Here is a 15,427-nt window from a genome sequence, read left to right as displayed (position 1 = left end):
CAACAGATTCATGGGCTGATCCACCGCATTCGCGAGCAAGCCCGCTCCCACATTTGATTGGGTTTGCAATCCCAAGGCGCAGGAAATAGCAGCCAGCCCTATGGTAGGTGCCCCCCCAGCGTTTCACAGCTACAATGCCCGCCTCAACCGTGACAAGCCTGACTAAAAAAACTATGTCCTTGCCCAAGCATCACCTTGAATTGCTCAGCCCTGCCCGCGATGTGGCCATCGCGCGCGAGGCGATCCTGCATGGCGCCGACGCCATCTACATCGGCGGCCCAAGCTTCGGCGCCCGCCACAATGCGTGCAACGACGTGAGCGACATCGCCTCGCTGGTGGAATTCGCCCGCCGTTACCACGCCCGCGTGTTCACCACGATCAACACGATTTTGCATGACAACGAACTGGAACCCGCGCGCAAGCTGATCCATCAGCTCTACGACGCCGGCGTCGATGCGTTGATCGTGCAAGACCTGGGCGTGATGGAGCTGGATATCCCGCCCATCGAACTGCACGCCAGCACCCAGACCGACATCCGCACCCTGGGCCGCGCGAAGTTTCTCGACCAGGCCGGTTTCTCGCAGCTGGTATTGGCCCGTGAGCTGAACCTGCAAGAAATCCGCGCCATCGCCGACGAAACCGATGCCGCCATCGAGTTCTTTATCCACGGCGCCTTGTGCGTGGCGTTCTCCGGGCAGTGCAATATCTCCCACGCGCAGAACGGCCGCAGCGCCAACCGTGGCGATTGCTCCCAGGCCTGCCGCCTGCCGTACACCTTGAAAGATGACCAGGGCCGCGTCGTGGCCTTTGAAAAGCACCTGTTGTCGATGAAAGACAACAACCAGAGCGCCAACATTCGCGCGCTGGTCGAGGCCGGCGTGCGTTCGTTCAAGATCGAAGGCCGCTACAAGGACATGGGCTATGTGAAGAACATCACGTCCTACTACCGCCAGCGCCTCGACGACGTCCTCGAAGACCGCCCGGACCTGGCCCGCGCCTCCAGCGGCCGCACCGTGCACTTCTTCCTGCCCGACCCGGAAAAAACCTTCCACCGGGGCAGCACCGACTATTTCGTCACCGACCGCAAGGTCGATATCGGCGCCTTCGACACCCCGACCTTCACCGGCCTGCCGGTGGGTGTGGTGGAAAAAGCCGGCAAGCGCGACTTGCAGGTGGTCACCCATGAGCCGCTGTCCAATGGCGACGGCCTCAATGTGCTGGTCAAACGCGAAGTCGTGGGTTTCCGCGCCAACATCGCCGAGCCCAAGGGCGAGTTCGAAGAAGACGGCGAGAAGCGCTACCGCTACCGCGTCGAGCCGAACGAAATGCCGGCCGGCCTACACCAGTTGCGCCCGAACCATCCGCTGAACCGCAACCTCGACCACAACTGGCAACAGGCGCTGCTCAAGACTTCGTCCGAGCGCCGTATCGGCCTGACCTGGGCCGCGCGCCTGCGTGAAGAACAGCTGGAAGTCACCGCCACCAGCGAAGAAGGCATCAGCGCCAGCGTCACCCTGCCCGGCCCGTTCGGCGTGGCCAACAAGCCGGAACAGGCGCTCGACACCCTGCGCGACCTGCTCGGCCAACTGGGCACCACCGAATACCACGCCACCGACATCCTGCTGGATGCGCCGCAGGCGTTCTTCATCCCCAACTCGCAGCTCAAGGCCTTGCGCCGCGAAGTGATTGAAGCACTGACCGCCGCCCGTGTGGCCGCGCACCCGCGTGGTGGACGTAAAGCCGAAACCACGCCGCCGCCGGTGTATCCGGAAGCGCACCTGTCGTTCCTGGCCAACGTCTACAACCAGAAGGCCCGTGACTTCTACCACCGCCACGGCGTGAAGCTGATCGACGCCGCCTTCGAAGCCCACGAAGAAACCGGCGAAGTGCCGGTGATGATTACCAAGCACTGCCTGCGCTTCTCGTTCAACCTGTGCCCGAAACAGGCCAAGGGTGTCACGGGCGTGAAGACCAAGGTTGCGCCGATGCAGTTGATCCATGGTGATGAAGTGCTGACCCTGAAGTTCGACTGCAAACCCTGCGAAATGCACGTGGTGGGCAAGATCAAGGGGCATATCCTTGGCCTGCCGCAACCGGGTAGCGCCGTGGAGCACTTCAACCCGGAAAACATTATTTTCCAGGGTACGCACTAGCCCTCTGGGAGCGGGGCCACCACCAGCCCCGCTGCAACCCTGCCGCGGCCAGTAGAATCGCCATCACTCCCAGCCATTGTTGCCAGCCCAGGCGATGCCCGAAGGCGATCCAATCGACGAAGATCGCCGCGATCGGGTAGATAAATGACAAGGCGCCGGTCAAGGCGGTCGGCAGTTTCTGGATCGCACCGTACAGCAACACATACATCACCCCGGTGTGCACCACGCCCAGGGTCACCAGCGCCGCCCAGGCAGTGGGCGCCACAGGCACGCTGCCCCACGGCATCAGCGGCGCCAGCAACACGGCACCGGTGGTCACCTGGATCAGCGCCATCAGATGGGGCGGTACGTCCTTCAAGCGCTTGATAATCAGCGCGGCAATCGCGTACAGCAACGCTGCACCCAACGCCAACGCGATCCCCGCCAGGTAATCCCCACCGCTCTGCTGGGCGCCATGGGCGGTCACAATCGCCAGCATCCCGAGAAACGCCACGCTCAACCACGTGAGTTTCTGCACGGTGATCTTTTCGCCGAGAAACACCGCCGCCAGCATCACCAACATGAACGGCTGCACGTTGTACACCGCCGTGCTGATGGCGATGGACGCGTGGGAATAGGATTCGAACAGCAGCAACCAATTGCCGACAATCGCCACGCCGCTGAGTATGGCCAAACCGAGCCTGGCCCACGTCAGCAGGTCCAACCGCAGATAACCCAACAAGGCACACACCAGCAGCAGGCTCAGCCCGCCGATCACGCAGCGCCAGAACACCACTTCGATCACCGACACGCCTGACACCAGCACAAACCAGCCGATGGTCCCCGAAATCAGCATGGCGGCGACCATTTCCCACGAACCGCGACGGATGGATGTATCCACGATTGATGCTCCTCAAGTGAGGCTCAATTATGGCAATCTGCTGGGCAGCGCCTCCAGCGACTAAAAAAGGCCAGAACCCCGAATCACCTTTTCTTATTAGGCAAATTCCATGATCGACAGCATCGACCAGCAACTGATCGCCGCCTTGATGGACGATTCGCGCCTGTCCCTCAAGGCCCTGGCAGGCATTACCGGGCTGTCGTCGCCCAGCGTCGGCGAACGCCTGCGCCGCCTCGAAGAGCGCAGCGTGCTGACCCACTACACGGTGGACATCGACGCCAAGCACTTCGGTTACCTGCTGCAAGCCATCGTGCGCATCCGCCCGTTGCCGGGGAAGTTGCAGGAGGTTGAGCGGCAGATCCAGGCGATTCCCGAGTTCACCGAGTGCGACAAGGTCACCGGTGACGATTGTTTTATTGCGCGCCTGCATGTGCGCACCATGGAGCAACTGGACACCCTGCTCGACCGGCTCAACGTATATGCCGAGACCAACACGGCCATCGTCAAGAAAACCCCGGTCAAGCGGCGCTTGCCACCGTTGGGTGGAGGGGATTGAGGATCGAGGTGAGCCCATCGCAGGCAAGCCAGCTCCCATAGTTGATCGGGTTCACACGGTCAAAATGTGGGAGCTGGCTTGTCGGATCGCCGCACCGCTGCGATAGCGGCAGCGAGGCTTGCGCGCGAAATTCTATCCAATTGAGGGTTTATCACTGAAACCAAGACATCAAAACGCCACAATCTCTGCTACTGTCAGAAGACCTCATCTCCTCCTCGTCGCTTCATCGCGATCTTCTGTGAGCATGCTCTGCGCCCTCGTCGACTGACGATGGCGGGCCTGAACCTCATGGAACGACCCCACGATGGACACACCGTTACCCGGCCCCGCGCAATCACGCGCCGAAAAGATCGTCGAGTTCAAACGCCAGAAAACCCTGCTCAAGGCCGGCGCCCTGCAGGATGCAATCTTCAACAGCGCCTACTTTTCCAGCATCGCCACCGACGAAAAAGGGGTGATCCAGATCTTCAACGTCGGCGCCGAACGCATGCTCGGCTATGCCGCCGCCGATGTCGTCAACCGCATCACCCCGGCCGATATCTCCGACCCCGTCGAGTTGATTACCCGCGCCGCCGCCCTCAGCCAGGAACTCGACACGCCGATCACGCCGGGCTTTGAAGCCTTGGTGTTCAAGGCGTCCCGGGGCATCGAGGACATCTACGAGCTGACCTATATCCGCCAGGACGGCAGTCGCCTGTCCGCCATGGTCTCGGTGACCGCCCTGCGCAACCGCCATGACACCATCATCGGCTACCTGTTGATCGGCACCGACAACACCGCACGCAAGCAGGAAGAAGCCGAGCGCAAAGGCTTTGAACGCGCCCTGGAAGAAAAGAACCTGGAGCTGGAACACGCCAGCCACATGAAGTCCGAGTTCCTCGCCACCATGTCCCATGAACTGCGCACGCCGTTGAATGCGGTGATCGGTTTTTCCGAAGCGCTCAAGGATGGGCTGGTGGGTGACATGACCGAGACCCAGCGCGAATACATCGGCGATATTTTCACCAGCGGCCAGCACCTGCTGTCGTTAATCAACGACATTCTCGACCTGTCCAAGGTCGAAGCCGGGATGATGGAGCTGGAACTGGAAGCGGCAGAATTGCCGGGGTTGCTGGCCAACAGTTTGCTGATCGTGCGTGAAAAGGCTGCGTTGCAACAGATCCAACTGAAGCTGGACAGTCCGGATGACTTCGGCACCCTGGCGCTGGACCTGCGCAAGACCAAGCAGATCATCTACAACCTGCTGGCCAATGCGGTGAAGTTCAGCGAGCACGGCAGTTGCGTGACCCTGGCGGTGCGCGAGGTCAAGGCCGACCAGGTCGGCACGATCCCCGGGGATTGGCCGGTGCGTGGCTTTGACGTGCCGCCCGGCGCGCATCAGGCGTTTTTGCAGTTCAGCGTCAGCGACACCGGCCTGGGCATCGCGCAAGACGACATGGGCAAGCTGTTCAAGGCCTTCAGCCAGATCGACAGCAGCCTGGCGCGCAAATTCGAAGGCACCGGCCTGGGGCTGGCGATGGTCAAGCAGCTGGCCGACCTGCATGGCGGCAGCGTTGCCGTGGCCAGCCGCGAAGGCCTGGGCGCGCGGTTTGTGGTGTGGCTGCCGTTGCGCCGGGCCGCCAGCCTGGAGGGCCCATGGCCGATATCCTGATCGTCGAAGACAACGAAGCCAATATGCGCCTGGCGCGCCTGCTGCTGACCAATGCCGGGCACAGCGTGCGCTGGGCCGCCGATGCGGAAAGCGGCCTGACCCTGGCCCGCGAACACCAACCCGCGTTGATCCTGATGGACATCCAGCTGCCGGGCATGGATGGCCTGGCCGCCACCGCCCTGCTCAAGCACGACCCGCTCACCGCGCACATCCCGGTGATCGCCCTGACCGCCATGGCGATGAAGGAAGACCGCGAAAAAACCCGTCTGGCCGGCTGCGACGCCTATGTGATCAAGCCCTTGCGCTACAAGGAGCTGTATCAGGTGATCGACGGGCTGCTTAACCAACCCCCACTCAGATGAGTCCCCACTATGGCTACGCTGCTGATCGTCGATGATGAACCCCAGGTGCGCAAGCTGTTGGAAACGCTGTTGCAGTACGAGGGCTACCACACCCTCAGCGTTGGCTCCGGCGAGGAAGCCCTGGCCCTGGTGGCAGAGCAGGCACCTGACCTGATCCTGCTGGACATCATGATGCCCGGCATGGACGGTTTTGAAGTGGCCAACCAACTCAAGGGCAACCCGGCCACGGCGAATATCCCGATCATCATGCTCTCGGCGTTGAGCGAACCGAGTGCGCGCCTCAGCGGCCTGCAAACCGGGGCCGAAGAGTTCATCAGCAAACCGGTGGAGCGCGTCGAGTTGTGGCTGCGGGTGCGCAACCTGCTGCGCCTGAAAACTTACGGCGACCAATTGAAAAGCCACAGCCTGATGCTCGAACAGCAACTGCGCGAGCGCGGCACTGAAACCGCGACGATGAACGTCCACGACCTGGCGCGCCTGGACTTGCAAAACGCCCTGCGCCAGGCCGTCAAGGCCAACGAATTCAGCCTGCACTATCAACCCAAGCTGGACCTCGGCAGCGGCCAGGTAGCGGGCCTGGAGGCCTTGCTTCGCTGGGACCGCCCAGGTTATGGCGAAGTGTCGCCGGCGGTGTTTGTGCCGATCCTGGAGAGCCTGGGACTGATAATCACGGTGGGACGCTGGGTGATCGACCAGGTCTGCCGGCAGATCGCGATCTGGCAAGGCAGCGCCGTCGGGGCGCTTGAAGTGTCGGTGAACGTGTCCGGCCATCAGTTGATGGAAGGCGACCTGATCTCGGATATTGCCCGAATACTTGCCGACACTGGGGTTGCGCCGCAGTGGCTCGAAGTGGAACTGACCGAAAGCTCACTGATGGAAAACACCCAGCACACCATCAGCAGCCTGCAACGCCTGCGCGACATGGGCGTGAAGATCGCCATCGACGACTTCGGCACCGGCTATTCCAGCTTGGCGTACCTGCGCCGCTTTCCGTTGGACACGTTGAAGATCGACATCGCGTTTATTCGTGAAGTCACCAGCAACCCGCAGGACGCCGCCATCGCCCGCACCATCATCGAACTGGCCCACAGCCTGAACCTGCGCGCCGTCGCCGAGGGCGTGGAAACAGCCGCGCAACTGGCGTTCTTGAAGGAGGCCGGCTGCGATCAGATACAGGGCTATCTGTTCAGTCCGCCGCTGCCGGTGGCGGCGCTGGCGCAATGGTTTGTAGGAAAACGCGGTGCCTGACTGGCCGTGCCGGCTCACGCTCCACCGTTGATCGGGGCGCTTCGAATCGGCACGGAGATGAGCAGCAACGAAAAACACACCCTTGGTCGGAATCATCCATCGCGCATGTGACACCCAGATTTATCCGAGAGGCGCCAATGCCTCGGCGATCAACCTGCCCATCACATGACGAGTGACTTCACGATGATCCATTCAAGCAATGCGGCCTTGCGTCTCCCAATCCCTACCGACAAGCTTCAGCTATACGCCGCACCGCAGCGGCGTGCGGCTGACAGGTCACACCAGACCGACCCCACGCACGTGCCCATCCCGGCCAATTCGGCCTTCCTGCACTGGTGGAGCCAATTGGGGCAGGCGTTTCAGTCCCCTGACGTTCAGCAACTGATACAAGACCGAGGCATAAACCCCCACTCGATAAAAATCAGTCCAGCCTCAGGCCAGATCACGTTCACCGTTGAAGCAGGGCCTGGACAACAGGTTCATACCTTGGGCCTCGACGACCCGGGTTGGGCAGCCGTCAGCGGCCCGATCCTGGATGCCGCCCGCATCATCGTGCCTGACAGCCCGTCCATAACGTTTTCCCCGCCGTTGTCAGCCACTGCCAATACCGCGCCGTTCAAATTGATGGACCATTTTTATAGAACCTCGCCATTCTTTTCGCCGTCGCACAACAACCACAGTGAGGAACGGTTGGCGGAACACCGGGCGAAACTGGCCGATATCCGCAATCGCTACCAGGCGGCCTTCGATGTGCAGCACCTGGCAAACTCTGTCAGGGAAGGCACCCAGAGCGAAGCTGACATACCCAGCGAGTTGAATGCCCGCGTGGTCTATGTCGACAGCTCAGGGACTTACACACCGGCGAACGCCGGCAATCACAACAGCGTGAGTTTGAAGCAATTCATTGCGGACCAGGGCTGGCACATCCCCACCACCCTCGATCAATTGGACAATCTCGTCAGCGCATTGCTGACGCCTGCCCCCAAGGCACATGTCCACGGCAACTACGGCGGCGCGCGCGCATGGCCTGTGCCGCTGGATGCCGTGAGTACGCAACAATTGAGCAGCGCTATCCAGCAGGGAAAGATCGGCGAGATCGACCTGCGTCCGTCCACAAGCGTGTTGGCTTACTTGCTCGATGGCGCACAAGTGCCGCCGTTACACACCACTGATCCTCGGCGCCTGATCGATAGCTTGATCGCGTCCCCCAAGGGCCAGGCATTAGGCCAGGCCATCCAGGCGCAATTCGAGGCGCGTTCGATCAAAGGCAGTGTCAACGACTGGTTGCTGGCTGCCCTGACCCTGGACCCGTCCGCCCCGGCAGAAGCTGGCGCGGGAACCGGGCCAACCGTCATCGCCGGTTACACGTTGTTATCCGCCCAGAATGGGGGCAAGAGCGCTGCGACGGTATTGAGCGAATTCACGGCCGAGCTGGCCAAGGCGGGCTCGCCAGAGCTGGCCGCGATTCAAGCCACGCTGATGTTGGCCAGCCGAGCACCGGCGTTTCTGGTCAAGGACATTCCGCAGGATCTGGCCGTGGGCACCCACAGTTGGGTCAGCTTCACCACCGCTGTCGCCCGTATCGAAGCGCTCGCCCCGGGGGCCACCGCGACAATGACCTATGCCCAAGTGATGCTCCAGGCGAGCATCGCCCCCATCACCGACGAAGAGCAACGCACGGAGTTTGTCGCCCAGCGCACAGCGCTCAAGGAGTGGGCCGTAGCCAATGGCATGCCGTATCCGACCACCAACGCCGAATTGACACGGGTGCACGAGGCCTTTTCAGCACAAGTCAACGAACTCCAGAAGGCTTCCCTGGCCTCCACGACAAAGATGCCGACCGCCAAGGACATGGCACTGGAACAGTTGAAGAAGGCGCTGCCGAACTTGGAACCAAAGCTCCTCGAAGAAAAATGCATCAGCGTGCAACCCGCCAACCGATATTTTCCGGGGCCCTATTCGATACTGGATTTGTACATTTACGGATGGGGTAATACGAAGGCGCCTGATTCCGCGGACAACTTGGGGGAAACAGGCAGAAGCCTGATGCGACATTTCTCATTTGGCGTGGTGGACTTACCCGATGACGGCCGGCCGGGTGCGTGGGTTTCGTCTTCGGCGGCAGTGGACATCAACGCCGTCATGCAAAAGCTTGAACAGTTGCCACGGTTGTCCGACGCATTCGATACGGCGTTTTCGGCTTATTCCGCGGCGATCCAGACAGCCACTGCCGCGCACATCAAACTCATGGTATCGAAGCTGCCCTTGGCGGACCGTCAGAACTTCGAGTTCGGGAAAATCACCATCGCCAAGGAAGTCCACTATGAATGGGGCGGCGTCACCGTCAGTGAGCGCAACAAAACCACCGAAGGTTGCCTGCAAATCAAGATCGAGCGCGATGGCCAGCTCCACAACTATCAACTGGACCGCCTGAGCGGAACCATCACCCACCGTCCAGACCTGGGCGATTTCATGACCGGGCAGCCGTATTACAAGGAATCGCGGCCCTTTAACGAATTCAAGGTGGTCACCCCCAAGGGCGAATACCCGGCCGGGCTGGCCGACGAGGCCAAAGACGCGACCGGTATCCCTGACAGTTTCACCAGCGCGAGAACCGCCTACCTTGCCGACGCTGTCCTCGAAGACATGGATCTGCCCGGGGTGAAAAGATCGGCCAAGGGGCAAACCACCTTTGATACCGAGGTACCCACCCATGAAAAGGTGGGGGAATTCGCCCTCAACCTCATTCCATTCAGGTCGGCGATCGTCAACTTCCAAAAGGGCAACCTTGCCCAGGGGCTGGGGGATTTGTCGTGGGATATCTTCGGCTTCCTCGTCGGCTTCGGCGCGGGGGTCAAAGGCGCGAAAGCATTGGCCAGCGGGGCATCCGCACTGGCCAAGCTCGGAAATACCCTCAAGATCGTCGGACGCGCCGCAGTGGGTGCGCTCAACCCGGTGGGCGGGGTCGATGATCTGGCGCGTGGCGTGGTAAGTGGCACGGCCCGCGTAATCAAGGCGGGGTACAGGGGCGTCAGGCATCTGAGGACCTACCGCAACGTCGACCTGATGAAGTTGGCCAAAAGGCCGGACATCGCCGAAGGCACCTACAAGACCCTCAACAGCACCGTTGAAAGCAAAGCCCTGGGCAAATTCGACGAGGCGGCAGGCAAGTGGTACGCCGTAGATCCACGTACCCAGCAAACCTATGGCAAACCGCTGGACGACTTCGTCGCCGACGCCCCGGGCGCCGCCACGTCCGACAGCTTGCAAGCGATCGGCAGCGCGGATGGAGTGGCAAGCGCCAGCCGGCAACACGGCCTGGCGGCCAGTGGAAAGTTCAAGGATGGGCAAGAAGCGGTCGAAGACACCGCGGTCATGTTCCAGGGCCATTGGCACCGCTACGACCCCATCAAGAAACAACCCTTCGGCTCGCCCCTGAAAGACTTCACGCCCAGCCGGATTGCCGTCGGCGGTGAGGTCAGGCCCCTGGACACGACACTACAGGGATATGAAGCCAAGTACATTGCACCGGATGAACTCGCGACCAAGGGTTTGCAAGGCAATGTGTATGTGGGCGGCAGCCAGAAGGAATATGTGAGGATCGACGGCCTGCTGTATGAGTCCCGGCTCAAGGACGGCCAGCGCATCATCCGACACCCCAAGGGCACCGGCCCCGATATTCCCGTCCGGGATCTGGGGGCTTCGGGATGGGAGCCCTCAAGCCGTTCCGCACGTTTGCTCGGTGGCGCAAGCGACGCCACTTCGCCCTGGAAACTGACGGACAGCACCTATGTGGTGCCGATGGACGACATCAAGGCGGTGGAAAACTCGACGACGCCGTTCAGGCTGAACTACTTGGGCGTGGATCATGACGTCATCTTCGACAGTGCGGCGGGGGCCTGGAAAGAGGCCAATCTTGTCACCGGGGTCGATTCGTTCAATCACCAATACTTCTGGCGAACCGACAAAGGCAAATGGGCGCGAGGGCCGTACAGCGATTTCCTGAAAGCCAAAAAAACGGACGCGCATCATTTTGCGTTTGTTGATGTCACGCCCGCGTCGGCGTTGAAAATCCCCAGCGATGCCAAGCCGATTCCCAAGAACATTCACTATTTTTGGGCGGGCCAGGACATACCCACCAACCTGGTGGACAACATCGCCAACAATGCTGCCAAGACTCCCGGCTACACCTCCATCCTGCACGTGGATGCCGACACCCCGGCGATTTATCAACAGATGAAACAGACACTGGAAACCAAAATCCCCGGCCTGGAGGTGAGGAACCTTCAAGTAGATGATGTCTTCAAGCAGCTGAAAAGCGACGGTATGTACGATTACTTTCGACAAGGGCAAGGGAAGAACCTGGCCGCCGCCTCGGACGTTTCGAGGTACCCGATCACCAATAAATACGGGGGGTTCTATCTCGATACCGATGATGTCATCCAGGCAACGGTCGGCGGCGGCGCAGTGAATGCGGGCTCCCGTGACGTGCTGCTCGGCAGGCCGGTTGGCCATAACCTCAGCGATTACAAGTTCTTCTACAACACCAGTAATTTCGGCACCCAGGCAAACAACCCGGTCATCAACGACATGATCACCGAGATGAAACAGCGCTTCGCGGCCAACAAAGCCTATTTCACGGCGAACCGCCCCACTATGACCAAGAACACCAACGGTGTCGTGCAGTACACACCTGAGTTCAAGACCTACGAACGCAAGATTTTTGAAACGGTCGGCCCCACGTTGTTCAACGACAACCTCAAGCTCAAGCGGCCGGACATGTACACCTTGGGCTTTGACGGGCAAGCCAAGGAGTACAAGGTGGTCGGTTCAAAACTGGTACCCCACGGCCCGATCATCAACATTGAAAACGATGTTCGCCAGTCCTATCTGCGCATCGGCATCGCCCCACCTGACAGACTGGATAAACAGCTGAAAACACTGAAGGAGCATTACTTACCGCTTCAGCACCAGTTCAACGTCAAGGTTGGCGCCGAGCACTCCTGGATGCATACCTGATCCCGGCGGCCGTCCTTTAGCGGCACTTCGGCGTCATCCATCAACGATCCCGGGTCTTCATTGCCGGGGTCGTTGAGATCTTCTTCAAGCGCCTCTTCGTGCTCTTCTGACATGACCTTCTCCTCGGTAGGCTTTCGCGAAAGCGCTCAAGCCCCAGGGTTGTCCACCTGAATGTAAAACGCGTATGCCCCCAGCAACAGCCAGAACACCATGAATAGCCAAGGCGCACGCATAGAGAATAGCAGCGACTTGCGATAGCCCTTATGGGACGACTCGGTCTCGCAGAACAGCGGCGAATCGTCATACGCCAGGCCCATCACCGGTTCACTGCGCAGCAATTCGCTTTGTTTGTAGTGCCAGTGATCGATGATCTCGTAGGCCGCACGAATCCCCGGCCAGGCGTTCAGCGAGCTGAGGATGCCGAGCAACACCAGGAACACCGGCACCACCAGGGTGAACAGCTTGCCCCACTCCGGGTTGAGGTTGCCCATGCCCGAGACAAAGGCGATGACCAGGAAGGATTGCGCCGTGAGGTAGGCGTCGGTGCGGTTGGCCAGGATGGTGGTTTCGTATTGGATCTCGCGTCGGTAGAAGTCCAGGCGGTCCTTGGGCGAGCCGAAGATCTTGGCATTGTGTTCGCTGTGGTCGGTCAGGGCCGTTTCCGGGGAATGCGGCGAGATGATTCTGGGCACGGCGGTGCTCCAAGAAGATTCGAGAGACGTTAGAAGAACGGGCGGGATGTGAAGTTCAGTTTTGTTCACGCACCAATTTGAAGCGAAGCGCGCCCCCAACTGTGGCGAGAGAGCTTGCTCCCGCTGGAGTGCGCAGCGCTCCCAAGCTTTTGGGGCCGCTGCGCAGCCCAGCGGGAGCAAGCTCCCTCGCCACAACAAGCGCCCTCTACACAACAAGCCCACTCACCGCAGGTTTCGGCACAGGCATTGCTTTAGTCCTTCAACACTGCCCGCACACAGGAGCATCCGTTACCCCCCGACCCAGAGCCGACCCCATAAGAAAGTAAGGACCAGGCCCAGTGGCACCCTTAGCCACGGGCTCATAAAAACAGGCGTTTTTCAAAGCGGCAGTGCCACCCAAGCGTCCCTCGGCACTGACAAGGTACTGGAATGGCTCGATCTTTCTTCGATGAAATGAATGACGCAAACGGCGTGTGCCGTGCGCACTATCAGGAATTCTCCCGCTGGTTGGCCAACACGCCACCGGAACTGCTGGCCCAGCGACGCCGCGAAGCCGACTTGCTGTTTCACCGCGCCGGGATCACCTTCACCCTCTATGGCGACGAGCAGGACACCGAGCGCCTGATCCCCTTCGACATCATCCCCCGCAGCATCCCCGCCAGTGAGTGGAGCGTGATCGAACGCGGCTGCATCCAGCGCGTCACCGCCTTGAACATGTTCCTCGCCGACATCTACCACGACAGGCGCATCATCAAGGCCGGGATCATTCCCGCCGACCAGGTGCTGGGCAACGAGGGTTACCAGAAGGCCATGGTCGGCCTCGACCTGCACCGTGACCTCTACGCCCATATCTCAGGCGTGGACCTGGTGCGCGACGGCGACGGCACCTACTACGTGCTCGAAGACAACCTGCGCACCCCCAGCGGCGTGAGCTACATGCTCGAAGACCGCAAGATGATGATGCGCCTGTTCCCGGAAGTGTTTGCCAAGCAGCGCATCGCGCCGGTGGACCACTACCCCAACCTGCTGCTCAAGACCCTGAAAAGCTCAAGCCGCCTGGACAACCCCAACGTCGTGGTGCTCACCCCTGGCCGCTTCAACAGCGCGTTTTTTGAACACGCGTTTTTGGCCCGGGAAATGGGCGTGGAGCTGGTGGAAGGCGCCGACCTGTTCGTGCACGACCTCAAGGTGTTCATGCGCACCACCGACGGCCCCAAGGCCGTGGACGTGATCTACCGGCGCATCGACGACGCGTTCCTCGACCCGCAGGCGTTCAACCCCGAATCGATGCTCGGCGTGCCCGGCCTGATCGCCGCCTACTGCGCGGGTAACGTGGTGCTGGCCAATGCCATCGGCACCGGCGTGGCCGATGACAAGTCGATCTACCCCTACGTGCCGGAGATGATCCGCTTCTACCTCGACGAAGAGCCGGTGTTGCAGAACGTGCCGACCTTCCAGTGCCGCAAACCCGATGAACTGTCCCACGTGCTGGCGCACCTGCCGGAACTGGTGGTCAAGGAAACCCAGGGCTCCGGCGGCTACGGCATGCTGGTGGGCCCAGCGTCCACGGCCGCCGAAATCGAGGACTTCCGCCAACGCATCAAGGCCCGTCCCCACGCGTATATCGCTCAACCCACGTTGAGCCTGTCCACCTGCCCGACCTTTGTCGAAAACGGCATCGCCCCCCGGCACATCGACCTGCGGCCGTTCGTACTGTCGGGCAAGGAAACCCGCCTGGTGCCCGGTGGCCTCACGCGCGTGGCCTTGCGTGAAGGCTCGCTGATCGTCAACTCGTCGCAAGGCGGCGGAACCAAGGACACCTGGGTGGTGGAGGGCTGATTATGTTGAGTAGAACCGCCGCAGATCTGTACTGGATGTCCCGTTACCTGGAGCGCGCCGAGAACCTCGCACGTATGCTGGAAGTCAGCTATTCGCTGTCGCTGATGCCCCAATCCGGGCGCAGCGATGGCCTGGATGAACTGGCGATGTCGTTGCTCAGCAGCGGTACCCTCGACAGCTACCTGGAACGCCACAAGGAACTGGACGCCGAACGTATGTTGCACTTCTTCGCCCTCGACGAAGAAAACCCCGCGAGCATCTACAACTGCCTGCGCGCCGCGCGCGGCAATGCCCATGCGGTACGCGGGCGCATCACCGCCGATATGTGGGAAAACCTCAACGCCACCTGGCTGGAAATGCGCAGCATCGCCGCCGGCGGCCTGGCGCGGCATGGCATCAGCCACTTCTGTGATTGGGTCAAGCAACGCTCGCACCTGTTCCGTGGCGCCACCTCGGGGACGATCATGCGCAACGACGCCTACCGGTTTATCCGCCTGGGCACCTTTGTCGAGCGCGCCGACAACACCTTGCGCCTGCTGGATGCGCGCTACGAGATGTTTGGCGAAGAGTCCGAGGAAGTCAGCGACCTCTCGGCACGCGGCTACTACCAGTGGAGCGCCCTGCTCCGCGCGTTGTCGTCGTTCGAGGCGTATACCGAGCTGTACCCGAATGCGCTGAACGCGCGCTCGGTTTCCGAACTGCTGTTGTTGCGCAGCGACGTGCCGCGCTCGCTACATGCGTGTATCGAGGAATTGAGCCATATCCTCGCCGACTTGCCCGGCAGTTATGGGCGCACGGCGCAGCGTTTGGCGGCGGAGTTCGAAGCGCGGCTGCGGTATACCGGGATTGATGAAATTCTTGAGGACGGCCTGCACAGCCGCCTGACGGACTTTATCGACACCGTGCGCGAGCTGGCGCGGGCGATACACAGCTCTTACCTGGAAGTGGTCTAGACCACACTGAGGAACAAAATGTGGGAGCGGGCTTGTGTGGGAGCGGGCTTGCTCGCGAATGCGGTGGGTCAGCC

The 15,427-nt window shown here is 61.0% G+C and carries 11 protein-coding genes; 8 read left to right on the top strand and 3 right to left on the bottom strand.

Features of this window, described 5'->3' with window-relative positions; translation table 11 throughout:
• Positions 1-173 precede the first annotated feature (173 nt).
• Positions 174-2,153: a U32 family peptidase gene (locus NUV89_RS20910; protein ID WP_257782791.1), complete on the top strand. Its 1,980-nt coding sequence runs from the start codon at positions 174-176 to the stop codon at positions 2,151-2,153.
• Here NUV89_RS20910 and NUV89_RS20905 read toward each other — a convergent pair.
• Positions 2,131-3,033, bottom strand: a complete 903-nt coding sequence (locus NUV89_RS20905; protein ID WP_257782790.1) for a DMT family transporter — start codon at positions 3,031-3,033, stop codon at positions 2,131-2,133. The genes NUV89_RS20910 and NUV89_RS20905 overlap by 23 nt on opposite strands.
• Positions 3,034-3,142: 109 nt before the next feature.
• Between NUV89_RS20905 and NUV89_RS20900 the strand changes: the two genes are divergently transcribed.
• The 5 genes from NUV89_RS20900 to NUV89_RS20880 all read left to right on the top strand — a co-directional run bounded on the left by NUV89_RS20900 (position 3,143) and on the right by NUV89_RS20880 (position 11,869).
• A complete protein-coding gene (locus NUV89_RS20900) occupies positions 3,143-3,589 on the top strand; it encodes an Lrp/AsnC family transcriptional regulator (RefSeq protein WP_257782789.1) in 447 nt (148 codons plus the stop codon).
• A 304-nt stretch (positions 3,590-3,893) separates the two neighbouring features.
• The gene (locus tag NUV89_RS20895) at positions 3,894-5,240 is read left to right on the top strand and encodes a HAMP domain-containing sensor histidine kinase (RefSeq protein ID WP_257782788.1); all 1,347 of its coding nucleotides are present in this window, start codon (positions 3,894-3,896) and stop codon (positions 5,238-5,240) included.
• Complete coding sequence (locus NUV89_RS20890; RefSeq protein ID WP_257782787.1) at positions 5,225-5,602, top strand: response regulator; 378 nt, start codon at positions 5,225-5,227, stop codon at positions 5,600-5,602. Before NUV89_RS20895 ends, NUV89_RS20890 begins: the two co-directional genes overlap by 16 nt.
• Before the next feature lie 9 nt (positions 5,603-5,611).
• A complete protein-coding gene (locus NUV89_RS20885; protein ID WP_257782786.1) occupies positions 5,612-6,850 on the top strand; it encodes an EAL domain-containing response regulator in 1,239 nt (412 codons plus the stop codon).
• Positions 6,851-7,033: 183 nt separating this feature from the next.
• Positions 7,034-11,869, top strand: a complete 4,836-nt coding sequence (locus tag NUV89_RS20880; RefSeq protein WP_257782785.1) for a glycosyltransferase — start codon at positions 7,034-7,036, stop codon at positions 11,867-11,869.
• Here the strand turns inward: NUV89_RS20880 and NUV89_RS20875 are convergent.
• Both NUV89_RS20875 and NUV89_RS20870 read right to left on the bottom strand, forming a co-directional pair.
• Positions 11,815-11,982, bottom strand: a complete 168-nt coding sequence (locus NUV89_RS20875; protein WP_257782784.1) for a hypothetical protein — start codon at positions 11,980-11,982, stop codon at positions 11,815-11,817. The two genes, NUV89_RS20880 and NUV89_RS20875, sit on opposite strands and share 55 nt — an antisense overlap.
• A gap of 33 nt (positions 11,983-12,015) precedes the next feature.
• A complete protein-coding gene (locus NUV89_RS20870) occupies positions 12,016-12,561 on the bottom strand; it encodes a hypothetical protein (RefSeq protein WP_257782783.1) in 546 nt (181 codons plus the stop codon).
• Between the two features lie 429 nt (positions 12,562-12,990).
• Between NUV89_RS20870 and NUV89_RS20865 the strand changes: the two genes are divergently transcribed.
• Both NUV89_RS20865 and NUV89_RS20860 read left to right on the top strand, forming a co-directional pair.
• Positions 12,991-14,400, top strand: coding sequence for a circularly permuted type 2 ATP-grasp protein (locus NUV89_RS20865; protein ID WP_257782782.1), 1,410 nt, complete (start codon positions 12,991-12,993; stop codon positions 14,398-14,400).
• A 2-nt stretch (positions 14,401-14,402) separates the two neighbouring features.
• Positions 14,403-15,353 carry an alpha-E domain-containing protein gene (locus tag NUV89_RS20860; RefSeq protein WP_257782781.1) on the top strand — a complete coding sequence of 317 codons (951 nt, stop codon included), beginning with the start codon at positions 14,403-14,405 and terminating at the stop codon, positions 15,351-15,353.
• Positions 15,354-15,427: the final 74 nt, after the last annotated feature.

It is taken from the genome of Pseudomonas sp. 18.1.10 (assembly GCF_024655625.1).
GTDB lineage: Bacteria > Pseudomonadota > Gammaproteobacteria > Pseudomonadales > Pseudomonadaceae > Aquipseudomonas.
This window is presented reverse-complemented; position numbering and strand designations above follow the sequence as displayed.

Excerpts from the sequence above, each read along its gene's own strand:
- NUV89_RS20900 (WP_257782789.1), top strand. The coding sequence starts at position 3,143 with ATGATCGACAGCATCGACCAGCAACTGATCGCCGCCTTGATGGACGAT.
- NUV89_RS20865 (WP_257782782.1), top strand. The coding sequence starts at position 12,991 with ATGGCTCGATCTTTCTTCGATGAAATGAATGACGCAAACGGCGTGTGC.
- NUV89_RS20880 (WP_257782785.1), top strand. The coding sequence starts at position 7,034 with ATGATCCATTCAAGCAATGCGGCCTTGCGTCTCCCAATCCCTACCGAC.
- NUV89_RS20910 (WP_257782791.1), top strand. The coding sequence starts at position 174 with ATGTCCTTGCCCAAGCATCACCTTGAATTGCTCAGCCCTGCCCGCGAT.
- NUV89_RS20875 (WP_257782784.1), bottom strand. The coding sequence starts at position 11,982 with ATGTCAGAAGAGCACGAAGAGGCGCTTGAAGAAGATCTCAACGACCCC.
- NUV89_RS20885 (WP_257782786.1), top strand. The coding sequence starts at position 5,612 with ATGGCTACGCTGCTGATCGTCGATGATGAACCCCAGGTGCGCAAGCTG.
- NUV89_RS20890 (WP_257782787.1), top strand. The coding sequence starts at position 5,225 with ATGGCCGATATCCTGATCGTCGAAGACAACGAAGCCAATATGCGCCTG.
- NUV89_RS20895 (WP_257782788.1), top strand. The coding sequence starts at position 3,894 with ATGGACACACCGTTACCCGGCCCCGCGCAATCACGCGCCGAAAAGATC.
- NUV89_RS20860 (WP_257782781.1), top strand. The coding sequence starts at position 14,403 with ATGTTGAGTAGAACCGCCGCAGATCTGTACTGGATGTCCCGTTACCTG.